Origin of the sequence: Halobellus litoreus, assembly GCF_024464595.1 — an archaeon.
Taxonomy (GTDB): domain Archaea; phylum Halobacteriota; class Halobacteria; order Halobacteriales; family Haloferacaceae; genus Haloquadratum; species Haloquadratum litoreum.
Map to the genome: position 1 here is coordinate 152,043 of NZ_JANHAW010000004.1, position 21,368 is coordinate 173,410.

The following is a 21,368-nucleotide window of genomic DNA, read 5'->3' on the forward strand; positions in this document are numbered from 1 at the left end:
AACGGGCCTGCTGCATACAGAGGATGTAGTCAGCAGCAGCCCATCCTTCATTCCAGCACATCAACGACGAAACAGCCGTTAGTTAGAAGTGCGAATTGACCACTGAACGTTCTGCCAGTTCAAAGAAGTTGTTCGACAGCCGTGCGAGATACAACGCGCATATCTCAAAGCGTCGTTAGTCAGGGCTGTTTGTCCGGCTCAACACAGCTTGAAGAAGAGATGGCGAGATCAATACGGACACCAGTACGAGCGCTACGAAGGCCGAGAACAGCCGTCCTGAGATGAATCCCGCTGCGAGAGCGGTGCTGATGATCGCCAGTCCGACTCCCGTCTTCGGAGTCATACCGACGCCGATCGCGGCGGACTCGCGGATATCTCCGCCCGCAATCAGGTTGCCGACGAACCCGCCGACAAACTTCGCTGTTAGACCGAATGTAACGACGGCGATGACGAATGCGTCAAGAGTGGTCAGGACACGGAGATCGATTTGTGCTCCCACGCCTGCGAAAAAAAGCGGAATAAACATCCCGTACGCGATACCGGCGACACCCTCACGGACTTCCAACCGCGAGAGACGCTCATCTTCACCCACAAGCAGCCCAATAATGAGCGCTCCGAGAGTAACATCGAGACCGACCGCCTCCGCGCTGAAACTAACGAGGAAAATCACACTAAAGAGGGCCAGTATGTCTGCTTCTATCTGTCGTGAGCGCGCCAACAGTGACGAGAGTTGTTGGATAACGGTGAACCGAGCGATCACCGCCAGGGCAAAGAACCCAATCACTTGTCCAAGAGTCGCCACGGCCTCGATGGTACCGTCCCCGGAGACTGCGAGCAAGAGCAGTGCAAACGCGAGAAGGCCTACGACGTCGTCCACGACCGCGGCCCCGACAACACGATGCCCGACACGCGAATCGAGCTGGTGTAGGTCAAGTAACGTTCGAGCGGTTACGGCGATAGAAGTCACCGAGAGCGCGAGTGCCAGAAAAGCACTCTCGGCGACGCTATAGTCGAACGCGAGGCCGAGTACGAGGCCGGTGCCTGCGGGTATTATCATCCCAAATAGCGCGATACTGATGGCGGCAGAACCAACTGACAGGAGTTCTGTGAGGTCGAGGTGTTCGTAGCCGATATCGAAAAAGAGGAGCATTGCGCCGATCATCCCGAACACGGCGAATGTCTCATCGTAGTCAATGAGACCAATGATAGACGGCCCGAGAACCAGTCCTGCGATGATCTCACCGACGAGAGCAGGTTCACCCACCCGTTCGAGGACCTCGCCGAAAACAAAGGCGACCAACAACGTCACGCCGACCACCAGCAGTATATCCGCCATCAGCAACGAGATGCGCTCGAATATGCTTGTTTCTTGCTCCCAAGGTGAGAACTTTGACTAACAAAACGCACGAGTGTAGCGACTGTTCCGCCGTTCCATACACGCTCTGAATCGAACGATCTCAGCCTCAGCGAAATTGGGGTACTCACGCGCGAGATACCCGCTGTGTGTCTTGCACGACCGCTCTCGATCTACCCGGCTGCTGTCAGAAGTGCCGTTCAAGATATAGAGCATGAGTTTAGCACGACAGTAGAAGTAGGGGTAGCGGTTCATAAGCAGCGAACTGGATCGTCTGCTGAATAGACTGGCGAACGAACGCTAATCATCGCTATCTGTCCAGCTATTCAGTCGTGTCGGATTCATTACTAACGAGATGGTATAGGTAGTAGGTCACAGATAATCCAAACCCAATTCCGACAGCAGAGGGAACTACTTCCTGCAGCGGATCTCTAAAGCCACCAAAGCCGATTAGAGTGCCGATGACGGTGGCAAGGACAAACAAATCACAGCCCTTCGAAACGGCCGCTGTGGCTCGTCACTCTCTATGCAGACCAAACACATCAATATCTGATTAGTGTTCCGTCGTGGTGAATCCGTCACTCGACGACTTTTGGCGTCCAATGACTGCTCTTTTTGACCAGTATCGGTATCTGCTGTATTAAGTAGTCACAATTGCTGAGAGAAGGAGTCTCCGGCTAAGATTCGTGTACGACCAGAACCAACTGCTGAAGACGAGCTGTGAATTCAGCCCGCCTTCTAACCACTGTCATCGACTGTGGAGGTAACGAGGGCTCTCTCGCCTATAGTTCCGTTCGTCCAGCGGTTTCAGTCACTGACTGTGTGAACTCCCGTACAAGCTGGATAGCACGGTCGGCATCGGGGCCGATCCAGACGAGGTGGTCGGCCTCGACGCGGTGAAGTTCGACGTCGGGCACCGTCTCGGCGAGAAACTCGGCGTGGGAGATGGGAACCGCCGCGTCAAACTCTCCGTGGACCACGAGCGTGGGACACCGTATCTCCCCGTAGTCGACGAGGGGGAGTTCCCGGCACCATCGTTCATCGTTGCGCGTCCCATCAATACGTACACTCGTGGGGAGGACTGTCGGGATGAATTCTAGCGACCGTTCGCGTTGTTCCGGGGTCGCCCTGACGAACTCGACGTACTCTTCGAGATCTGCTCCCTCCAGCGTCGACAGACTCCCGTGCATGAGTCCGAGGAGGTGGTCCGGATTAGCGCGACGGAGAAGTTCCATAAGGCCAGACGTGGCGTCGAGGACCGGTGTGGACGTTAGTATCGGATCGGCGATGGGGCTGCCCGTATCGAACATTCGGTCGTCGATCTCTGTGGAGATAGCCGATGCGAGCACGAGGCCCGTGACGCGCTCGGGATACTCAGACGCCAAGTGGAGAGCGGACGGGCCGCCAGCCGAGAGTCCGATGACCAGCGCCTCCTCAACCTCAAGTTTGTCCAGCAGTGCGTCGAGCAGAGCCGCCTGATCGCTCGGGGTGGCGGCACCGTCAAGCGGCGTCCGCAGGTAGCCCGGGCGAGAAGGGGCGATGAGTTCGACGCCGTCGTCGACCATCGCTTCGCCGAACGCGAGCGCCTGGTCGTACCCGCCCGGGGCGCCGTGGAGGACGAGGACGGGCGAACCCGAGCCCCGTCGCGAAACTTCAATCGCACCGTGGTCGGTCTCGACGAGTTCACTGCCTGTCGCTAGGTCGGCGAGCCGGCGATGCTTCCAGCGCCACAGCGCAGCGCCCGCTACCCCGAATAGGAGCCCCACGCCACCAGCAGTCCACCGTGTCCAGTTTCGACTCATACTAGTCTAGAAGCTGCAAGACAAGATAGTCATTCCCGGTGGTTGCCACGTGCCGAGAACGCTGGCTGTCGTTGACATGGTTATTCCAGCTTGATCTTCGCCCACGATAACCATAGTCCCACTTTCCATTCCAATACCACCAACCTTTGATTGGTAATGAGTACTTGGTGAATAAGCGCTGTGTATGCAGCACGCTCCTGAGAATGTGTCTGAATTTAGTAATACATTCAGAGCTGTAATAGTTGTGTTCGGCGTATCAGTTCAAAAAGCGAGCGTCCAGCGGGTCGACATCCACTCCATTCGTAGGAGCGTCCGCTCGCTAGCGTCGATGACGCTACGGCGGCACCTTGCGGGTTTATGCGCTATTCGTTGGGCAACACCGCGGCACCCTCGACGGGATGCCACTGGTGATCGTCCCACTGGAACCGCACGGGCCGTGCCGTCGGCCTGACTGTCGGGCTCGTCGCCTGCGCAAGCAACGCTTTCGACGCAACGAGATCAGCGTGTCCCTCGAAGCCACACGGGCAGGTGAGTGTCTCTTGATGCCGGCGTGTTCGGTCCCGCTCGCCACACTTCGGACAGGTCTGGGACGTCCACGCCTCGGAGATTGTTTCTACGTCAATCCCGTACTCTTCGCAGACGGATGAGAGTCGATCAATGCACTGTCGGTGTGCCCAGAACGACCGTGCCTTGAGGTTCGCCTCCACCGACCAGTACTCGCCGGCACCCCGGTGAGATCGCCGTGGTAGAGCGTTGAGATACCAGCTGCCTCTAAGCGCTCGACTAAGTCCCGAAGGAGTGCGTTTACTGCGTGGTCACGTCGCCGCGAGCGTTTGCGATAGAGTCGTTTGATTCGTTGACTCGTGTGTTGTCCATCAGGGAGTTTCGCTTGAGCGCTGGCGATAGCGTTAGTCGTCTCGCGAAACTGCTCGAATGGGTGGTGGCCACTGTAGAGATACTGCCCACCGGTTGTTGTCGTACAAGCAACGAGCACGTTTGCGCCGAGATCGAGTGCAGCGGCCTCAGAGCCATCTGGTCTGCTCTCTTCGACATCGCCGATGGTTACGGATTGATGCACACGGTACGTCTCTTCGACCGGGTCGTACGAGATTTCGAGTCGACCACCGTCACCACACCACTTCGGATTGCCCCGAACCGGTAACCGAAGCCGTTCGTACATTCCGAATCCGTATTCGTCTTTGAGATCCATACCGATGCGGATTTCCAGTCGGGACCGCCTATTCCACTGAATGGTGTACGAATCGTTTCGAATGTAGGTTCGGAGCTCTCGGCCATCGTCTTGATTCCCCCAGTAGCCGGGGGGACTCGGATCGTACTCAGGATCGCCGAGAAGTTCGAAGAAGGATCGCCACGCAGTATCGTTCACGCGAGCGATCTGTTGGGTCGTCGCTCCGCTTAGCACGTCGACGTACTCGTCGTAGTAGCCATCGCACTCCCAGACACTTTCGCCATCGAAGAACTGCTGGCGGCGGTCGTAGGTGAGTTTATTCCAGAGGCTTGCCGACGCGTCCAGCACTCGCGTAAGGATCTCTTCTGTTGTTTCAGAGTCGGGAGCGATATCGAACGTATTCGTTCGTTTCATGGCTCTGAACGATATTGCATCCAGGGCACGCCTTCGCAGATTCCAGTTGACTGCACGATTCTCGGAAAACTACTGTCGGGTTTGGTCTGGCAACGTCGTCTCATTTTCAATTCCTCTCTGGTGAAGGCACGATCACGTCGCGCCTCCGCCCGTTCCGGGCGCGAAAAACCAACACAAGCACGTCGAGTTGGAGTCACATCATCGGTCGCTGTGGCCCCACATCCGCGGGACATAGCCGAGATACTCGATGTCGTCAGCGTAGTCACGAAGTAGCCCGATGAGGACGACTTCGGGGATGCCATTCTCGGCCTGTCCGACTAGCCACTCCTCCAGTTCGACTTCAGTCTCCTCGATCTCTGTGAGGTCAACCGACATCGGTCATCGCGCTCCCTGCTGACGGTACATCTGTTGCTGGTGGTGTTGCATCTCGAATCACCTGTGCTGTGCAGGCACGACCGAACGCGCCTGCACCCTTTGCAGGCGCTCAAAAACACTACTGTACTACACAGTCAGAATCGGGTGCTGTAGAACAGCTGTCATACTTGGCTCAGGGCGATAAGTACAGACGAGCTACGTAGCAGCAGCCCGGCCAGCCTTGACTACTGCCCGATACTGGAGATGCCAACCGAGAGTGCGTCACATTCACGGCGTCGGCAAATTGCACGCCGAGGTTCAGGACGGGTTCTCAGTGTGACGTGGCGTTGGCTTTGACTTGGTCGTACTTCTCCGCTGCCCACTCTAGGAGTTCCGAGTGCGACGGGGCCTCTAGCACTGAATGGGTTCGCATTCGTTCGTCGAACGCCCCGAGGAGGACCGTGTCATCGACGATTCCGAGTGCGTACTCCGGAACCGTACTTGATTCGTAGAGCGTGATGTTCTTGGACGCGTTGATAGCCTTGAGCGCCTCGTCGTAGTCAGGACTCGCAGATTCGTATCCCCCCGGCGGGACGACGATATCAAGAGTCAGATCCTCGACAATACACTCGTGAAGTGTCTCGATGTAGAGCGGATTGACTGTCGGAAGGAATCCCCTGACAGAAGTCGAATTCATCACGCTCCGGCGGACGTGGTAGAGCGGCTCGAAGGGGGTGTCGGTCGTGGACACCGTTATGTCACACGACGTCAGCGTGTCCGGACTGACCGGGAGACCGGCCGGGAAACGCTCGAAGAAGGGGCCGAGAGACGACCCGAGCTCAACCGCCGAGAGTGCGTCTCCCACTGCTTCGCACGCGATTTCACCCGCTACGGTGATCTCGTATCTGTTCTCCGTTACGACATGGGAGATGTACCCCTGTTCCTCAAGGGCAGTGAGGTTCCGCCGAAGCGTCGATCGGGGTAAGTCGAGTTCCTCGCCGAGCGCGTCGCCCGGTGCCGCACTCTCGGAGAGCAACCGCAGTAATCGGTACCGATTCGGGGACGCAACGAGGAACTCTAGTCGCTCAAGTGCGACCTCAACTGAGCTCTCCATAACTCCGTCACAAGTGTTTTGACACTTCCTTGTTTCGATGCGCTACGTCCACCCCCTGAACACTGCTCACCCCTCGAACACCTCCCACCAGATAGCGTTATTCATCTGACGGAATAGCTTCCGTTCACGATGAGCTACGATACGGTACTGTTCGACTGTGACGGTGTTATCGCAGAAATGCCCGACAGGACGGCCATGACAGAGGCGATGCGCCGTGTACAGCGACGGTTCGAACTGTCCACTCCACCCGAGCAGATACTTTCAGACTTCTTGCGGGGCAACCTCTCGTCCATTACCGAGCGCTGTCGGTCGGCTGAAATCGAACGTGATACCTTCTTTGCGGCGGCCGCCCGCGAAGGAGTTCAGGCGCAACTAACCGAGATTCGGTCGGGTCTTCGCTCAGTGTATGACGACATCGACGCCGTTCGGCAGCTGAACTACCCGATGGGCGTGGTCAGTGACAACCATCCCCGCGTTCTCTCGTTCCTCCTGCAACAGTTCAACCTGGCGAGCTGCTTCGAGACGGTGCAGGGCTGTCGGTTCACGCCGTCCGAATTCCAACGCCGGAAGCCTAACCCATACAACCTCAAGATTGCAATGGAGACGCTTGATGCCGAGAGTGCATTGTACGTTGGGGACCGAGAAATAGACATCAAAGCGGCCGATAACGTCGGGATTGACTCAGCACTGCTACTACGCGACCACACGGCCGAGAGCGAGGCTGATGTTGCTCCGACATACGAGGTCTCCTCGCTCTGGCAACTCCACAACGCACTCTAAAGTAGAGTTCCGAAGCCAACAAGACCGTTCATGCGACTCCCGCTTCACTGACGGAGATAGAAACACTTGTTTGTCGAATAGTCATCAGCGGCCGGAGGAAACGACCGAAACAAAACTCGGTGGGTAAATCTACTATCAGCGGATTCAGCAATCCCTGGGACGAAAACAACCATTATGTCCGCAGTTCTTTGGCACCTTGATCAGAGCTTTCCCAGTCGGTGGTGAGCAGCCACGCCGCGCAACCCCCCGCACTTACCCGCTGGCGTCGAGGGCACATACATTTGAGCCCGGAACGGGCGCTCGCGGTGCGGAGAGCGCCCGCACGCCCGGAATGGTCGGTCGCGAGCGACGCGGAGGGCGGAAGCGGCGAGCGAGGCGGGCCGTCACGTACACATCTGTCTAGCTGGCCACGTCGCTCGGTGCGGCAGCTACCGCCCTAGTCGGACTCAGAAAGGGCGAGGGCACCACAGATAGCGGGAGATGATGTCTCTCGAGCGCATAGCGCAAGGCGGTAGGATATCTCCCGGACCCACAATACTGTAAGACTGAGGCGCACAGAGGTTCTTGGACGACCTGAACGAGGGGGAGTAAGACCGCCTCTCGCACCGTCACAGGACTGTAATGAGTTGAGGCTTTTACGCAGCTGGAGTCTGGCGGGTATTTTCTGCCAAATCAACACACCGTTGGTCGATTTTTCCAGATCACCGATGCAGCTACTCTCGAGACTCTTGCGGCATGATCACGATTTCGTCGTCGACTTCGTGAATTGTGACGTCGATGCCGTACACATTCGACACATCAGCTGCCGTCAAAGAGCTCGGGGGGCCTTGCGAATAGACCCCGTCTTCGCCGAGTAGCACGATCCGGTCGCTGTATCTCGTTGCGAGCGTCAGATCGTGCATCGCGTGTAAGATTCCGAGGCCGTTGGGAGCCTCATCCCGAAGTAGTGAAAGCGCCTCCACTTCGTGCCGGATGTCGAGATCACTTGTCGGCTCGTCCAAGATCAGCCCGCGGGGCTCCTGAGCCAACACGCGAGCGAGGATCACTTTCTGATGTTGGCCACCGCTGAGTGAGTTTACATCTCGCATCGCGAACTCGTCAAGTTCCAACCAATCCAATAAGGTCGCGACGACTTGGCGATCACGCGGCCCTGGCCGTGTGCCAAAGTGTGGTTTTCGCCCCATGAGTACTGTTTGGAACACTGTCCGGGGGAAGTTCGTCGGCTCGCTCTGGGGCACATATCCGACAGTACGTGCGAGCGCATCTCGTTCGTAGTCGTCGACGGGACGACCGTTGACACGGACCGAACCGGATAGTGGGTCAAGGATCCCGACAGCACACTTCAGAAGCGTACTCTTCCCGACGCCGTTAGGGCCCAATAATCCGACGATTTCGCCGCTTTGTACGTCAAAGGAAATGTCAGAGATGACGGCTGAGCCGTCGTATCCAGCACTTACTCCATCGAACGTGATCGTCGGCGGATCTGTCGGGTCAGTCGGTTCGGTAGTCACCAGTACTCCCTCCCTTGGAGAATCAGGTACAAGAACAGTGGAACGCCGACAAAGGACGTGACGATCCCGACCGGGAGGACGATTGGTGAGATGATCGTCCGTGCCACCGTATCGGCCGAGAGCAGTAACGCGCCGCCGGCGACCGTCGATGCGGGAATCAGGATCCGTTCTTCGCCGCCGAGGAGGCGTCGCGTGATATGGGGTACTACGAGCCCAACGAATCCGATAATGCCAAACATCGCGACAACAAGCGCCGTTATGAACGACGCGAATACCATTCCTGTGAGACGGGTTCGTTCTACCGAGACGCCCAGACTCCGAGCGGTCTCATCACCTGCATTCAGCACTGTGTATGCCCACGCACGCTGAATGAAGTACGCTGTCACGAGTATAACGCCGAGCCACAGGAGGCCGTTGAACTCCCAGGTGGCGCCCCCGACGTCGCCGAACTTCCAGTACACCAACGCGGCAAGTTCGGTGTTCGTCGCGAAGTACTCTATACTGGTCGTTCCCGCGGTGTATAGGGACGCGAGAGCGATCCCCGTCAGAATCAACGTTTCGGGCGAGGCACGCTTGTATTTCGCGACGAGAAAGATCGCTGCTGTCGACGAGAGCGCACCCACGAACGCCGAGACTGTGGTGAGATACGGGTCTACGACCGAGAGGATCGGCCCACTGCCACTCGTTGTACCAGTCCCTAACACGACGATCGAGAACGCGGCACCGAACGCCGCTCCTTGAGAGATACCCAACGTGTACGGCGAGGCAAGCGGATTCCGGAGAACGCTCTGTAGCACCGTCCCTGCGACGGCTAACCCCGCGCCAGCGCCGACGGCGGCAACGATCCGTGGGAGTCGGATGTTCCAGACGGCTTGATACGCGGTTCCGGTGTCTCGTCCGGCGGCGATCGCGATGAGGTCCGTGAACGACACATCGATCGGACCCGTGATGACCGCATACATCCAGACGGCAACAAGCAGTCCCAACACGACGGCGATGACTGAGAGCTTTCTCCGGTACCGCTGCTGGTATCGATCCAGTAGCGCACTGGCTGTCGACGTTCCTCCATCTAGGGTGTTCGGTCCGGGCGACTGCACGTCGACGCACCACCCGTCGGCTGGCGGCGTCCGTTTGTCCCCCGACTGTGACTGATCCTCCATCGATACTGCCTAGAACTCGAGACGGCCGAACCCACGCCCGTACGGTCCCGTGAGGTCGTCGTAGACGGGTGCACCGACGTACTCCTCGTAGATCTCGTCCGCTTTCGAGACTGGATCGACGTCGCTGAACCGATCGGGGTAGAGCACGCTCCCGGCGTAGTATGCGTTGGCGAGCGCGGTCCCGAAGTTGATCGAGTACTCCCGGACCGGGAACAGCGTGTACACGTCCTCGTTCTGAATGGCAGTGACGGATTGGTACTGTTCCTCCAAGAGCGCGTCGTACTGGACCGTCCCCATATCAATAAATATGTAGCTTGGGTCTTGCTCGATGATCTCCTCGGGGTCGATATCGATCCGGGCGGCTCCTTTGGTGGTTGTGAGCGTTCCGGTAAGGTTGCTTGCAACGTTGTTCGCGTTCACGAACTCAAGCGGGGTGTAGAGCGGCTGTGTGCGTGTCAGACCGTGGTTCCCTCGTCCAAGGTAGCCGACGTAGCTTCTCGGCCGGTCCTCGTCAGAAACGTCATCCGTCCGGGAAGCAAGGTCGTCGATGGTCTCCGTCGTGAACTGTTGGAGGTTCTCAGCGGTCTCAGACGTCCCCATGATCTCCCCCAGTAAGTCGAGCGAGCCGAAGAACTGGGGCCGGTTCTCTTCGTTGATATCACCCGGCTGGACCACGACAACTGGCGTCTCGATCTGGTTCTGTAAGTCGTTCGCATCCCCGGCTTCTGCCCAGCCCCAGAACACGACATCAGGGTCCTGCTGAAGCAGAAGTTCCGCATCCGGCCGGTTCCGGCGGCCGACGGACGGGAGTTCGGAGAGCTCGGGATTGGCGTGAATATACGGTCGGAACGGGCGCTTCTCGTTCGTCGTTTCGAGCTCCTCGACAGCGATAACCTCCTCCGTTGCGTCGATATACGTCAGGAGTCGAAGTGCTCCTGACCCGACGGCGATGACGCTATCGACCGATCCCGGAATTTCTACCGTGCGACCGACCATATCCTCGATCTCCCGAGTTGAACTCCCTTCGGTAGTGGTCGTCGATGTCGGTGAGTCCGTTTGAGTTGACTGATCAGTGGTGTCGGTGGAAGTCGGTTGACCGCCGCTGCAGCCAGCAAGCCCGGTAATCGCCCCAGCCGCGATCGCCGTTCGAAGGAATTGTCGTCGATTTCGCTGTTTCGACATTGATACAACGATGGGTTGACTATAAGTATATAACTCCTGTGTTCACACCATGCATGTTGATCCTGACACCCTGATCGAGGAGTCGACGTATTTGATCGGCATCGACGATACTGACACGATCGACAGCGAGTACGGGACCGGAAAGGTCAGCCGACTCTTGGGCGATCATCTGACAACGGCCTTACCGTCGGTGGAGTGGCGTGGAAGCGTTCGTCAGCAACTGCTCGTTGACCCACGAGTTCCCTACACGACGCACAATAGTTCCGCGACGCTCATCTGTGCAACTCCAGAAGGGACGTCACGTGAAGATCTCGTCAACGTTTGTTCGACCTTCCTCACCGATATCGCAGCGGACGGGTCCGATCCCGGGCTATGTGTGGGCCGCCGATCGTCGGTCAGTCGGTCCGTTCGTGCTTTCGGGCTCACTGCAGCGGAAGAACTGGTCGAAGAGCGGCAAGCGTACGAACTCGCTGAAGCGTCTGGGCTGTTCCTCGACGAGTACGGCGGAACCGGCGAGGGCGTGATTGGAGCACTCGCCGGCGTTGGTCGAACAGCGAGTCTGAACCACGGACGGTTCATCGAATATGGGCACATCCGTGAGTTTGACGGAGCCGTTTCGGTGGCAGAGCTTCGAGCTGATGGTATCGTCGTCGACCTTGCCGACGGCGGGGAACTACAGACGGGAACCGTCGAAACTGAGGGATGGGTTCGACCACTCCTCGGGCGTGGACGCCCTGTCCTCGAAGTCGAACCCGTTTCGAACGGGAGCTACCGTGCGACGAACCTTGATGAATAAGCCGTCGGCGATGTGGAGCCGGCTCACGCGTCGTCAGCCGCGTCGCCGTCGTCGATGTCCAACTCGCCGATTCCCGCCCCATTTTCCTTGATTTCGTAGTGCTCGTGAACGACCGGCCGGAGCGCCTGGAGGATCATCTCCGCAGCAAACGGCGAGATATCGAGATCCTCAGCCACCATCCGATGGGTCACATTGCCGCGTTCGCGGGCGACGGCGTAAGTGAGCGTCGTCGCCAGGCCGGCGACGCCGTGGCGGTCGATGTAGGTGTCGATATCGTCGTTGGTTTCGGCACGACCGACCGCGTCGATCAGCACTGGCGTGATCGTGTACTCACGGTCACCGGCGGCTGTCGTCACGGTCAGGTCGATCTCGCGGGCGGCGTACCGCCGAGGTTGCTCGTCGTGGGTGACCTCGACGACGCCGGCGTCGACAAGCCGGTTGACGTTTCTGTAGGCCGTCCCCTGGGAGAGCTCGAGGTCTTCTATCACGTCCTGGACGGTCGCCTCGTCTTCGTGAACGAGGTACGCGTACAGTTGGGCGAGCTGCGACTCCTTGAGGAGGTTCGCAACCGAGAGGAAGTCGCGGATGATGTCGCCATCAGCACGATTCGAGGTGCGTGACACGGGTCGTTCCTAATGACCGTTTCCAGCGAAACAGTAGAGAGTGTTTGGGTCACTCCGCCGGCGCCGTGACAAGGTGCTCCTCGAGGTCGCGCGTCCAGTAGGTAGCTGGCCCGCCGGGACTACACCGGGCGCAGAGTTGGAGTGGGCCTTCTAGGTGGCCGAGTTCCACTCGGAACCGCGTCAGCGCCGCGATCGTGTCAACGACGAGCCCACACCCGTCGCAGGCGTGGTAATCGCGCTCGTCGGGATCCGGCCGCGTCTGGATGGCGCAGTCGACACAGATCGGGTGGGTGACCCGCTCGTCCTGCCCCCAGGTATGGGCTTCACCGGCTTCGGTGCCGGGTGGGGCGTCACAGAAGGCACAGCCAGTGAGCGTCTGCTGCATCACTCACCTTCCACGTCGGCGTCGCGACCGGCCGTCCAACCACGGTGGAAGACGGCCAGCTGCGTGGCTGAATCGAACGCAGTACCACTCGGCTCGTGAACCAGAACTTGGTCCTCGGGAACCGGAGTGACGACGTCCGCGTCGATGAGGTCGTCGACCAAGCGACGGGCTGTGGCATCGTCGACGTCCGCCGTGTCGACGCTGGTGGCGTCGCGGTCCTGGGCGAGCAACTCTTTCTCGAACTGTTCGTGGTCGGCACTCGTGTCGTGGTGAGGATCGGGACCAGCCATAATGGGTCACGCAGCGCACACTGTCGCGCGCTTCACGCCTTCCGGCGTGCACGAGAAACAGCGTTCTCGTGCGCACACCAGAACGCTCCGCGTTCTGGGGACGCGGATAAACAGTCAGGAGGGACAGCGTTAGTCAGGTCGCGGATCGCGATAGCCGATGACGGCGACGTCGTCGATGAACAGGACGCCCTTGATAAAGTCGAGCTTGGTCAGACTGTGCTGGTAGAGGTTATGCCGGCCGAGATAGTTCACCGGCACCACCAGACAGCTGAACTCGATCTTCGGTCGGCCGTCTTTCTGGGTGCGGTACCCCTTCTGGAACTTGAGGAGGTCGTCGCTGACGTTCTTGCGCTCGCTTTTCTCGACCTCGATGGCGATGCGGGCGTCGTCGTCGTAGAGGTCGACGCTGTAGTGAAACCCCTGATGCGACCAGAGCTTGCAGTTCGGGTTGTAGCCGCCGGCGGCGTCCCCTTCGTACTCGTACTGCGAGAGCCCGTCGGCGATCGCGGCATCGAAGCCGCCGACCTCCGTGTGTTTCGTCGAGCCGTCGAAGACGCTGGCCGGGACGGCTTCGACGGCCGACCGAATCGACGCCAGCGCATCGTCCGGAAACGCCTCGGACGAGGTTTGGGTACGGCGCTCGCTCAGTTTGGTGACCTCCTCGACGACGACCATACTCGCTCTCGACGAACAGTGGCCCGATAAAACCCGTCGCGACGGCCGTTCGAGCCCACCGGCCGCCAGGATACACTCACTCGAGGAGTCGGGTGGAGGGTGGGGGCGAGGGAGTGGATCCAGCCCCAGCGTTAACCAACACTGTGTCGGTATTGATTCGAAATGTTGGTTAAGATATCTGGCCGGCCCCATATACAACAGGACCGTCAGGTCGGCAACCGGAAGGCGAGGCTGTACATCCGGCCGGTCGACTCGTTACCGATTTCGGCAGCGAGGCGCTCGGCTCTCGCGGCGAGCGAATCGCCAACATCGTCGGGACAGTTGACGGCGAACGAAGCGGCCGCGTCGGCGTGGGCCGAGAGGTGACTCGCAGTCCAGGGGACTGGATCGAGCAGCGTTCGCTCGCGATCGAAGGTCCACCCGTCGCCTACGAACAGATCCCGGAGGAACGACGACGGGTAGAACGTCAGGGCGGATCGACCGGTCGCCAGTTCGGCCACGGCGTTCTCGACGGCGAACAGGTCTCGGATGGCGGCGTCATCGGGGAGCGGATCATAGTCGTCGACGACGAGGTGTGATCCGGGAGCGGCCACGCGGTGGAGTTCATCGACGACCGCCGAAAGCGCTGCGGGGTTGAGGACGTTACAGAGCCCGTGAGCGGTAATCAGGTCGACTGACTTGTCAGGTAATGGAATCGCGTGGAGATCAGCTTCGAGGACGGCCAGTCGGTCGGCGGTCCCAGATCGCTCTCCGTTGGCCCCAACCAATCGTCCACTTTCGCCTCCGACTCGTTCCAGAGTCGTTCGTGCGTGTTCGCGGTCGTCCGTGACCGCGTAGACGCGACTCGCGCCCGCGGCAAGCAGCCCCCCGCTCGTCGATCCGACGCCGGCACCGGCCTCGAGACAGCGCCGGCCCTCGACGGGCCGGTCGGCGAGCGCGACGGTGACCGTTCGAGGAACGTCCATCCCCGCGTCAGTGGTGGAGCTGTTCGGGCACCGGACTGTCGTCGTGGCGCGCGGCCTCGATCAGCGACCGCTGAGCGGCCTCGTCGATGCCGTCGTAGTCGGCGGCGGCTTCAAGAATCATCGTTACCAGTTTCGGGTCACCGGCACTGACGACGCTGGTCAGCCCCCGCGAGGCCGCGAAGTCGAAGCGGTCCCGGATCTCGTCGGGCGCACAGACCGGTCGATACCAGTTACAGAAGGGACGGTCCCGCTCGGGTAACTCATCCGTGTCGGGCCATGATTCTGCGGCGAAGGCTTTGATACCTAGCGTGCCGATGTTTTCCTTGTTGGCCTGCTGGAGGACGGTCTCGTAATCGTACTTATCATCGTCCTTGCCGGCGACCACAGGATTGAGTGGGAACATCAGTGATTCCAGATCATCGATGCGGTTGATAGCGTCGAGGATGAGATTCGGCCGGCTGTGGCTCGTCAGGCCAATATGGTCGATCAGTCCCTCCGCTTTGGCCTCGCGGAAGGCTTCCAGTGCGCCGCCGTCGGAAGTGATCTCATCGAGTTCCTCGTCGTATTCGAGCCCGTGGACTTGATAGAGGTCGATCTTCTCAACGCCGAGGCGATCGAGCGACTGTTCGAGGCGCTGCCACGCGCCTTCGTAGTCCCGTTTCTCGGTCTTACACCCGAGGAAGATCTCCCCACGGTGCTGGCGGAGTTTGGGACCGAGTTTCAGTTCCGCGTCACCGTACATCGGAGCCACGTCGAAGTGATTGACGCCGTAATCGAGGACGTGCTCGACCATCTGGTTCGCGCCGTCCTGTTCGAGCCAGTTGAGCGCGATCGTTCCGAATGTCATGACGGTGCTGTCGTGACCGGTCTTGCCGAGCGGACGTGTCTCCATACACCTGTTCGAAACGGGACAAATATAATGGTTTGCAGGTCGTTTTGGCCGTGTAGGAGGACTAGCACGATGATACCGGCCGTAGCCACGAAACTCATTCACAAAAACTCAAAAGTTGTGTCCACCACACCCGTGTCGGCACAACGAGAATCCACCGGCAAGCCCACGGCTGAAGCCGTGGATCGTTGACGCAGTCCAGATTATACCGTGTGAATCGAAATCTATGTGGCCTATTGGATCGTATCGAGAGACGCAGTGAGCTTCTGTTGCAGACCGAGACCCGTGTGGTACCGATTAACGATTGCTTCTTGATGGTTTGGACAGGCGAGGAGGTCGTGTTTAGTTTGGAGCATTGAACCAGGCGGCAAATGCTTGGAGCCAATTTTCAGCAGTTTGCGGCTCAACGTGGCTGAAACAGTTTGAGAACGGGGAAGTTCTGCGCTTGAGCTCTCGAAAGATTCGTTCGATGGCGTTCCGATTTCCATTTCGTTCAGTTTGAAATCGGAGGCCAGATCTGGCCAGCGCAGTTTGGAGGTGTTGAGCGCCATCGACCAGAAACACGGCGGATTCGATATCGTGTTTCTGGCGGAGTTCTCGCAGAAAAATCTCAGTTAATGCGGTCGTTGTTGTGGAAAATAGCCGCAGATGCAGCAGATAGTTTGTCTCGGGATCGGCGGCGGCGTACAGCCAGAATTGCTCGTTATTGATTCGAATCACGGTTTCGTCGAGCGCAACGTGAGTCGGGCTGCGGCCATCTATGGGCTGTAGATCGGCCTTTTGCACCCAATCGTGGATTGCTTTACGAGAGCGCTCGACACCCAACTCTTCGAGAATAGAGACAGTATTCGACAGCGACAGCCCCGCTAACTGGAGTTGAATACCGAGCTTCATCGCACGCTCGGGTGTCCGCTGTCGCTCCACAAAATTCAAATCAATCCAGTCCGTGCATCCGCTGAGGCGGGCGATTTCTGCCATAGACCAGCAAGAAATTCTCCCGCCTCACTCTTCATCCTTAACTAAACACGACCGACACACCCTTCCGAATCCGGCAGATACGGGGCGGTGACATCCTCCCCGCCGTTCACGGAGAGGGACTACGTCCCTCAGGCAGCCGGGCTTCGCCCGATGGCGGCGGGGCTTCCCGTATCGCGGTTGGGATATTCACGCGTCGAGGCGCTGGAGCAACTGCGTGACGTAGGGACTATTCTCCCAGCTCCGATGCGGGCTAATCGTCGTGATCAGCGTTCGAGCTTCCTCGTGACTCAGATGCCCGTTCCGAGCGTAGTCGACGATGAGCCGCGGCGTCGGGACGATCCGCGGCCCCTGCAGTACGGCGTGGATGAGTGGGAAGTTCGTCCCGCCGAACTCGTCGGTGAGAAACCCATCGACCCCGAGCGCGTTTGCAAGGACGATCCCGTCGGTTTCGCCGTCGTCGAGCCCGAACGTCGGTCGGGAGTCCGGTGTCTCTTCGCGCTCGTAGGGGTCTTCAACCGTGTAGTAGCTACGGGCCGCGAGGACGTTGTTCGCAGCCGCGGCGTGGATGTCCTGGTACTGCGTGATGTCACGGAGTTCCGCGACCACTTCTGGTGGTACGAATACATCACACGACGTGAGTAGATACTGAAACGGGTCCGGAGTGTCAGTGTCGACAGCCGCATCGGCTCTGGGAACCGCGAGACTGACGAGCGCACTAGTGTCGGCGACGACCGTCCGCAGTCGCCGGCCGCTCATTGCTCGTCGTCGGCTGCGGTATCGACCGCCGTCGCGTCGCCATCGTAGACGTCGACGTCGTCGGGGGCAGCAAGATCGAGTGGTTCATCCTCGAGATCCGCTTTGAGAAGCCGGAGGCGCTGGGCAGTCTCGGCGCCGACCAGCTGCTTGACCGTCTCGAACGCAAGCTGGTCGTCGTAGTACTTCGTCGCGACGAGTTCCTGGAACGTCTCGCTATCGGCGGTGTCTTCGATGTACTCACGAATCGCCTCGACAAGCAGATCCGTCCGATCCTTGTCGAAGAGCTCCGCGATCGCATCCAGCCGGTCGACGAGATACTCCGGCGACTGGAAATGGACCCGTCGCGGATCATCACTAGCGCTCATTCTATGTGCACGTTCTGCACATAGAGTGATAACCGTTTCGGCGTATGCACAGAGCTTGCACATCGGGCCCTGACGGGGCCGTCCCGCCAGTCTCAGCCGTCATCCTGTTCGTTCAGCTCCTCGAGGAACCAGCTGGCAGCGGTCCCGATCCGAACGCCGTCGGCGTTGCGCATCTCAAGGCCGTTCGTGGCGGTCCGAAACGGCTCGTCGTCGACGAGGATCCGGTGAATGACTGTGCGGACGGGATCGGTCCCGTAGGTATCAATAACGGTCGCCATCGTCCTGTCGAAATGCGCATCCTCGTGCTCGGCTCGCGGGTTCTGCGCTCGGTGGATCACGAGGTCGACCACGTCGTCGACCGATGCGTGCTCGGGATTCCCGGTTTGCTCACGAACGTTATAGCGGGGCTCAGCATCAGGCATTGCAAGTCACTCCGTCGCGTCGTCCGTATCTTTCCTCGCCGGGTCGGTTGCTCGTTGCCGGCGGATTGCAGCCAGCGTCTCCTCGAGCGTGTCCACACTCTCGATCGACGCGAGTTCATCGGTAATCCCGTCGATGAGTGCGGCTCGCTCGACGGCAGTCTCGTCGCCTGCGGTCGTGTCGATCGATGCGACGCGAAGCGCCCGCGTTTCGTGCCAGCCACAGTCCCAACAGTCTCGGGTCACCCCGATATGCTCGTCCTCTTCCGCTGCAAGGACTGCGTCGGACAGCGACGTCGAAAGCGGCCGGTCGGGTCCGACCTCGAGGGTGACGGGGGACCCGCACGCGGGGCAGTCCATAGTAATCCCGAGGAGCGCCCGTCTGTTGAAGATAGCGGAGCGACGGGACAGCGACACAAACAGCGCTGTTGGGGCCGTGGGATAGTGTAGCCACGGGCAGCTGTGGACCTACCGCAGTGAGGGCGTTCCACTCGCGTCGACGACCGCTCGGCGGGTCAGTCAGAGACGATGTGCGCCTCGAGATCGCTCGTCCAGTACGTCGCAAGCCCGCCCGGGCTACAGCGAGCGCACAGCTGCAACGGCCCTTCGAGATGCCCCAGTTCGACCCGAAACCGCGTGAGCTGGGCGGGACCGAAGGTCCCGCTAGAAGCCGGCGTGAAACGTCGGCGACGCCGTGAGCGCGTCGACGACGAGCCCACAGCCGTCGCAGGCGTAGTGATCGCGCTCGTCGGGATCTGGTTCCGTCTGGATCGCGCAGTCGACGCAGATGGGATGGGTGTCCCGTTCATCTTCGCCCCAGGTATGCGCCTCGCCAGCTTCGGTACCGGGCGGGGCGTCGCAGAACGCACACCCCGTGAGCGTCTGCTGCATCACTCGCCCTCCGCGTCGGCGTCACGGCCGGCCGTCCAGCCACGGTGGAAGACAGCCAGTTGCGTCGTCGAGTCGAACGCGGTACCGCTCGGCTCGTGAACGAGGACGCGATCCTCGGGAACGGGTGTGACGACGTCCACGTTGATGAGATCGTCGACCAGGCGACGGGCGGTCGTGTCGTCGACGTCCGCCGTGTCGACGCCAGCGGCGTCGCGGTCCTGGGCGAGCTGTTCCTTCTCGAACTGTTCGTGGTCGCGACTCGTGTTGTCGTGAGGGTCGGGACCAGCCATAATGGGTCACGCAGCGCTCATAGTCGCGCGCTGCACGGCTCGCGACGCTGATAAACAGCTACAGCGGGGTAGTGTCAGTCCGGGTGCGGATCGCGATAGCCGATAACGGCAACGTCGTGGAGGAACAGGGCGGTTGGCGGGGGTTGAGGGCATGAATTCTGGCAACGTCGTTAACCAACACTGCGCCAGGACTGGTCCAGGGTGTTGGTTAAGAGTGTGGCTATGGAGTCTGGAGTTCTCGAACTGGCTTCACGGTGAACGTGTCTGGCTCGCTTGCTGCTGCCTCTCGCGTATCCGCCGGCGGGGATGCCGATCGAGTGAGCTGGGTGATGAGTTCGTCGCGAACGATCTTTCGAGGGACGGTAGTCTCGTTCCACCCAAGCCGACTGTCGAAGTGTCCCTTCTGGAAATGCTGGCCGACGTCGTCGACGGCGACGTACTGCGTGCGTTTCGTCCCCCACACCTGCTGGGCAACGACGACTGCCCCCACCTGTTCGTGAGTCAGTTCGACGAGGGCACACTCAACAAGCGCGACGAGCGACGCGTGATCCCGATCGCTTGGGATTGCCACCTCGAGGTCCGCCCACGGAGCCTCCCCGTCGGAGTTGGTTGCTGCTTGCTGTACCGTCTGCGTCTGGGTCGTATGTTCCGAAGCCATCGTTTATCGGGGGCACGTGATGTGCCCCGCCACCCCCTGGTGGGGGCGACAGACGTGCCGTTGCTGTCGCGACGCTACTCGGACCGACCGCCGAATAACCGACTCAACATAGAGGATGGCCCTGACTCAGCACCGTTCTCACTCGCAGTAGAGACGTGCCCGCCCTGGGACTCCTCCTCCTGGCCACGGGTGGCGAGTTCGTCAGTGAGTCGCTCGATCTCCGCTTCGAGAGCGTCGATCCGCTTGGTTTTCTCCGCTAGTGTCGCCTCGAGTTCGTCGACACGCTCGCTCAATATCCGATTCTTCTCGGCGAGATACGCGCGACTCCGCTCCGAGTCAGCAGCGCCGACGTCCGGAGACGATCCGTCGCGGGTGTCGTCCGCGGTATCGTCGCCGGCGTTCGGGTCGTAGAACTCGGAAGTAGTCGCAATCGCTCGTTCGATGGTCTTCTCGCCGTACGTCGACCCATCAGCGTAGTGGACCTCGTCCCACTTCTCCCGAAGCAATCCTGACTGCCGGAACAGCTGCTCCATCTGCGTCCGGTCGCCGCCGGTCCAGAACGCCAGCAGACAGCACAGCGCCATGTCGGCCTCGGACTGGCTGTCGTAGCCGGCTGTGTTCCCGTTCCAGAGCCGCTCGAACTTCTCGCCGTTCGACGCATTCCGTGCCTTCTCCAGGAGGTCCTCGTCGTCGAGGTCGACGTCAACGTCGACAGCATCGGTCATCGGTGCCCGGTCGTTAGCGCCACCACGCTGTTCGGACTCGGATGCTGTGTCACGCTCGGTGTTCCTGGACGTACTCGCGGTGAATCGCTGTGAGCGCGTCCTGTCGGCGTGCAACGCGCGTCGGGGTCCGCTCGACGTGGTCGCCAGTAACGGTGAAAAAGCGTGCCGTGTCGTACAGTTCGACGCTCCCGCGACGGTTCCGCCCGTCGGGGAGTTCGCCGGTAATCAGGACGTGATAGCCAGTACCGGACGGTGACACCTCCGTATAGGAGTCGAGTCGTGCGATGATGTCCAGCGCGACGTCGTCGGCGTCGCCGGTTTCAGGATCGCGGCAGTCGTCCAGATCCACGCCGACGATGGGATCGTCGTCAGTAAACACGAACCCGATGCCATCGGCGTGCTCTGTCTCGGTGTAGTCACGTGCTGCCTCGAAACTCGCCCAGGTCTCCGACTCGGTTGCTGACGCGAACCCCCCAGCCCCTGGCGTCACCGGAATCTTCGTTGGCTTGCCGTCTCGCTTCTCTTCGCGCCAGCACACCCACTGGTCCCGTTCGCGTAGCGTCTCCGGAATCGCCTCCGGCTTGTCGATCATAGGCTCACTCATCCTCACGTAGCACCTCGCATGGCTCTCACTGGCTCTGAGCCAGCACAGAACTCTCTCTGCTGTACGTCGCGATCCAATCCCTTGGTCCCAACGGGGACCCCCCGTTCTATCCTAGTTGGTTGTTGGGTGGAACACTCACTATCGCTGGTTGCAAACCGCTGGACGTGAGCGTGTTCCACCCATTTCGCTCGGTTCGTTG

22 protein-coding genes and 3 pseudogenes are annotated in these 21,368 nt (G+C 59.9%); 2 read left to right on the forward strand and 23 right to left on the reverse strand.

The window, feature by feature from the left end; translation table 11 throughout:
* Positions 1 to 175 precede the first annotated feature (175 nt).
* From NO360_RS17515 to NO360_RS17540, 5 genes and pseudogenes are all read right to left on the reverse strand, one after another.
* Positions 176 to 1,336, reverse strand: a complete 1,161-nt coding sequence (locus tag NO360_RS17515; RefSeq protein ID WP_256309140.1) for a cation:proton antiporter — start codon at positions 1,334 to 1,336, stop codon at positions 176 to 178.
* A gap of 800 nt (positions 1,337 to 2,136) precedes the next feature.
* Positions 2,137 to 3,156: an alpha/beta fold hydrolase gene (locus tag NO360_RS17520; protein ID WP_256309141.1), complete on the reverse strand. Its 1,020-nt coding sequence runs from the start codon at positions 3,154 to 3,156 to the stop codon at positions 2,137 to 2,139.
* A 362-nt stretch (positions 3,157 to 3,518) separates the two neighbouring features.
* Positions 3,519 to 4,759, reverse strand: a pseudogene (locus NO360_RS17530) (RNA-guided endonuclease InsQ/TnpB family protein).
* Between the two features lie 198 nt (positions 4,760 to 4,957).
* Entirely contained in the window at positions 4,958 to 5,134 is a 177-nt protein-coding gene (locus NO360_RS17535) for a hypothetical protein (protein ID WP_256309144.1), read from the reverse strand.
* 310 nt (positions 5,135 to 5,444) lie between these two features.
* Positions 5,445 to 6,227 (reverse strand): helix-turn-helix transcriptional regulator, encoded by a 783-nt coding sequence (locus NO360_RS17540; RefSeq protein WP_256309145.1) that lies wholly within the window; start codon positions 6,225 to 6,227, stop codon positions 5,445 to 5,447.
* A gap of 129 nt (positions 6,228 to 6,356) precedes the next feature.
* Here NO360_RS17540 and NO360_RS17545 point away from each other — a divergent pair, with 129 nt between their 5' ends.
* Positions 6,357 to 7,007, forward strand: a complete 651-nt coding sequence (locus tag NO360_RS17545; protein ID WP_256309146.1) for an HAD family hydrolase — start codon at positions 6,357 to 6,359, stop codon at positions 7,005 to 7,007.
* A gap of 713 nt (positions 7,008 to 7,720) precedes the next feature.
* Here NO360_RS17545 and NO360_RS17550 read toward each other — a convergent pair.
* Genes NO360_RS17550 through NO360_RS17560 form a run of 3 tightly spaced genes read right to left on the reverse strand, consistent with a single transcriptional unit; the run spans position 7,721 to position 10,674 of the window.
* Complete coding sequence (locus NO360_RS17550; protein ID WP_256309147.1) at positions 7,721 to 8,518, reverse strand: ABC transporter ATP-binding protein; 798 nt, start codon at positions 8,516 to 8,518, stop codon at positions 7,721 to 7,723.
* On the reverse strand, positions 8,515 to 9,678 hold the full coding sequence (locus tag NO360_RS17555) for a FecCD family ABC transporter permease (RefSeq protein ID WP_256309148.1): 1,164 nt from the start codon (positions 9,676 to 9,678) through the stop codon (positions 8,515 to 8,517). Before NO360_RS17555 ends, NO360_RS17550 begins: the two co-directional genes overlap by 4 nt.
* Positions 9,679 to 9,687: 9 nt before the next feature.
* Positions 9,688 to 10,674 carry an ABC transporter substrate-binding protein gene (locus NO360_RS17560; RefSeq protein ID WP_256309149.1) on the reverse strand — a complete coding sequence of 329 codons (987 nt, stop codon included), beginning with the start codon at positions 10,672 to 10,674 and terminating at the stop codon, positions 9,688 to 9,690.
* A 235-nt stretch (positions 10,675 to 10,909) separates the two neighbouring features.
* Here NO360_RS17560 and NO360_RS17565 point away from each other — a divergent pair, with 235 nt between their 5' ends.
* On the forward strand, positions 10,910 to 11,656 hold the full coding sequence (locus tag NO360_RS17565) for a hypothetical protein (RefSeq protein WP_256309151.1): 747 nt from the start codon (positions 10,910 to 10,912) through the stop codon (positions 11,654 to 11,656).
* Between the two features lie 23 nt (positions 11,657 to 11,679).
* On the opposite strand, the gene NO360_RS17570 is transcribed toward NO360_RS17565, so the two are convergent.
* The 15 genes and pseudogenes from NO360_RS17570 to NO360_RS17640 all read right to left on the reverse strand — a co-directional run bounded on the left by NO360_RS17570 (position 11,680) and on the right by NO360_RS17640 (position 21,169).
* A complete protein-coding gene (locus NO360_RS17570) occupies positions 11,680 to 12,279 on the reverse strand; it encodes a DUF7437 domain-containing protein (RefSeq protein WP_256309152.1) in 600 nt (199 codons plus the stop codon).
* A 49-nt stretch (positions 12,280 to 12,328) separates the two neighbouring features.
* Positions 12,329 to 12,664, reverse strand: a complete 336-nt coding sequence (locus NO360_RS17575) for a DUF7558 family protein (protein ID WP_256309221.1) — start codon at positions 12,662 to 12,664, stop codon at positions 12,329 to 12,331.
* Positions 12,664 to 12,954 carry a DUF8069 family protein gene (locus NO360_RS17580; RefSeq protein WP_256309153.1) on the reverse strand — a complete coding sequence of 97 codons (291 nt, stop codon included), beginning with the start codon at positions 12,952 to 12,954 and terminating at the stop codon, positions 12,664 to 12,666. Before NO360_RS17580 ends, NO360_RS17575 begins: the two co-directional genes overlap by 1 nt.
* Positions 12,955 to 13,083: 129 nt before the next feature.
* A complete protein-coding gene (locus NO360_RS17585; RefSeq protein WP_256309154.1) occupies positions 13,084 to 13,629 on the reverse strand; it encodes a hypothetical protein in 546 nt (181 codons plus the stop codon).
* Positions 13,630 to 13,835: 206 nt separating this feature from the next.
* Entirely contained in the window at positions 13,836 to 14,594 is a 759-nt protein-coding gene (locus NO360_RS17590) for a class I SAM-dependent methyltransferase (protein WP_256309155.1), read from the reverse strand.
* A gap of 7 nt (positions 14,595 to 14,601) precedes the next feature.
* Complete coding sequence (locus tag NO360_RS17595; RefSeq protein ID WP_256309156.1) at positions 14,602 to 15,486, reverse strand: aldo/keto reductase; 885 nt, start codon at positions 15,484 to 15,486, stop codon at positions 14,602 to 14,604.
* Between the two features lie 339 nt (positions 15,487 to 15,825).
* The gene (locus NO360_RS17600; RefSeq protein ID WP_256309157.1) at positions 15,826 to 16,461 is read right to left on the reverse strand and encodes an IS6 family transposase; all 636 of its coding nucleotides are present in this window, start codon (positions 16,459 to 16,461) and stop codon (positions 15,826 to 15,828) included.
* A 186-nt stretch (positions 16,462 to 16,647) separates the two neighbouring features.
* Entirely contained in the window at positions 16,648 to 17,217 is a 570-nt protein-coding gene (locus NO360_RS17605) for a hypothetical protein (protein WP_256309158.1), read from the reverse strand.
* Entirely contained in the window at positions 17,214 to 17,582 is a 369-nt protein-coding gene (locus NO360_RS17610; RefSeq protein WP_256309159.1) for a ribbon-helix-helix domain-containing protein, read from the reverse strand. The genes NO360_RS17605 and NO360_RS17610 overlap by 4 nt, the downstream gene beginning before the upstream one ends.
* 92 nt (positions 17,583 to 17,674) lie before the next feature.
* Positions 17,675 to 18,004, reverse strand: coding sequence for a DUF8158 family protein (locus tag NO360_RS17615; RefSeq protein ID WP_256309160.1), 330 nt, complete (start codon positions 18,002 to 18,004; stop codon positions 17,675 to 17,677).
* Between the two features lie 6 nt (positions 18,005 to 18,010).
* Positions 18,011 to 18,361 carry a DUF8105 family protein gene (locus NO360_RS17620; protein WP_256309161.1) on the reverse strand — a complete coding sequence of 117 codons (351 nt, stop codon included), beginning with the start codon at positions 18,359 to 18,361 and terminating at the stop codon, positions 18,011 to 18,013.
* Between the two features lie 155 nt (positions 18,362 to 18,516).
* Positions 18,517 to 18,892: pseudogene (locus tag NO360_RS17625) on the reverse strand (DUF7558 family protein).
* Positions 18,892 to 19,182, reverse strand: coding sequence for a DUF8069 family protein (locus NO360_RS17630; protein WP_256309162.1), 291 nt, complete (start codon positions 19,180 to 19,182; stop codon positions 18,892 to 18,894). Before NO360_RS17630 ends, NO360_RS17625 begins: the two are co-directional and overlap by 1 nt.
* 220 nt (positions 19,183 to 19,402) lie before the next feature.
* On the reverse strand, positions 19,403 to 19,840 hold the full coding sequence (locus tag NO360_RS17635; RefSeq protein WP_256309163.1) for a DUF8030 family protein: 438 nt from the start codon (positions 19,838 to 19,840) through the stop codon (positions 19,403 to 19,405).
* Positions 19,841 to 19,914: 74 nt separating this feature from the next.
* Positions 19,915 to 21,169, reverse strand: a pseudogene (locus tag NO360_RS17640) (phage NrS-1 polymerase family protein).
* Between the last annotated feature and the right edge of the window lie 199 nt (positions 21,170 to 21,368).

Coding starts and splice junctions, on each gene's coding strand:
- NO360_RS17520 (WP_256309141.1), bottom strand. CDS start 3,156: ATGAGTCGAAACTGGACACGGTGGACTGCTGGTGGCGTGGGGCTCCTA.
- NO360_RS17610 (WP_256309159.1), bottom strand. CDS start 17,582: ATGAGCGCTAGTGATGATCCGCGACGGGTCCATTTCCAGTCGCCGGAG.
- NO360_RS17620 (WP_256309161.1), bottom strand. CDS start 18,361: ATGGACTGCCCCGCGTGCGGGTCCCCCGTCACCCTCGAGGTCGGACCC.
- NO360_RS17615 (WP_256309160.1), bottom strand. CDS start 18,004: ATGCCTGATGCTGAGCCCCGCTATAACGTTCGTGAGCAAACCGGGAAT.
- NO360_RS17560 (WP_256309149.1), bottom strand. CDS start 10,674: ATGGTCGGTCGCACGGTAGAAATTCCGGGATCGGTCGATAGCGTCATC.
- NO360_RS17630 (WP_256309162.1), bottom strand. CDS start 19,182: ATGGCTGGTCCCGACCCTCACGACAACACGAGTCGCGACCACGAACAG.
- NO360_RS17515 (WP_256309140.1), bottom strand. CDS start 1,336: ATGGCGGATATACTGCTGGTGGTCGGCGTGACGTTGTTGGTCGCCTTT.
- NO360_RS17600 (WP_256309157.1), bottom strand. CDS start 16,461: ATGGCAGAAATCGCCCGCCTCAGCGGATGCACGGACTGGATTGATTTG.
- NO360_RS17590 (WP_256309155.1), bottom strand. CDS start 14,594: ATGGACGTTCCTCGAACGGTCACCGTCGCGCTCGCCGACCGGCCCGTC.
- NO360_RS17535 (WP_256309144.1), bottom strand. CDS start 5,134: ATGTCGGTTGACCTCACAGAGATCGAGGAGACTGAAGTCGAACTGGAG.
- NO360_RS17595 (WP_256309156.1), bottom strand. CDS start 15,486: ATGGAGACACGTCCGCTCGGCAAGACCGGTCACGACAGCACCGTCATG.
- NO360_RS17605 (WP_256309158.1), bottom strand. CDS start 17,217: ATGAGCGGCCGGCGACTGCGGACGGTCGTCGCCGACACTAGTGCGCTC.
- NO360_RS17540 (WP_256309145.1), bottom strand. CDS start 6,227: ATGGAGAGCTCAGTTGAGGTCGCACTTGAGCGACTAGAGTTCCTCGTT.
- NO360_RS17580 (WP_256309153.1), bottom strand. CDS start 12,954: ATGGCTGGTCCCGATCCTCACCACGACACGAGTGCCGACCACGAACAG.
- NO360_RS17575 (WP_256309221.1), bottom strand. CDS start 12,664: ATGCAGCAGACGCTCACTGGCTGTGCCTTCTGTGACGCCCCACCCGGC.
- NO360_RS17565 (WP_256309151.1), top strand. CDS start 10,910: ATGCATGTTGATCCTGACACCCTGATCGAGGAGTCGACGTATTTGATC.
- NO360_RS17635 (WP_256309163.1), bottom strand. CDS start 19,840: ATGGCTTCGGAACATACGACCCAGACGCAGACGGTACAGCAAGCAGCA.
- NO360_RS17585 (WP_256309154.1), bottom strand. CDS start 13,629: ATGGTCGTCGTCGAGGAGGTCACCAAACTGAGCGAGCGCCGTACCCAA.
- NO360_RS17545 (WP_256309146.1), top strand. CDS start 6,357: ATGAGCTACGATACGGTACTGTTCGACTGTGACGGTGTTATCGCAGAA.
- NO360_RS17555 (WP_256309148.1), bottom strand. CDS start 9,678: ATGGAGGATCAGTCACAGTCGGGGGACAAACGGACGCCGCCAGCCGAC.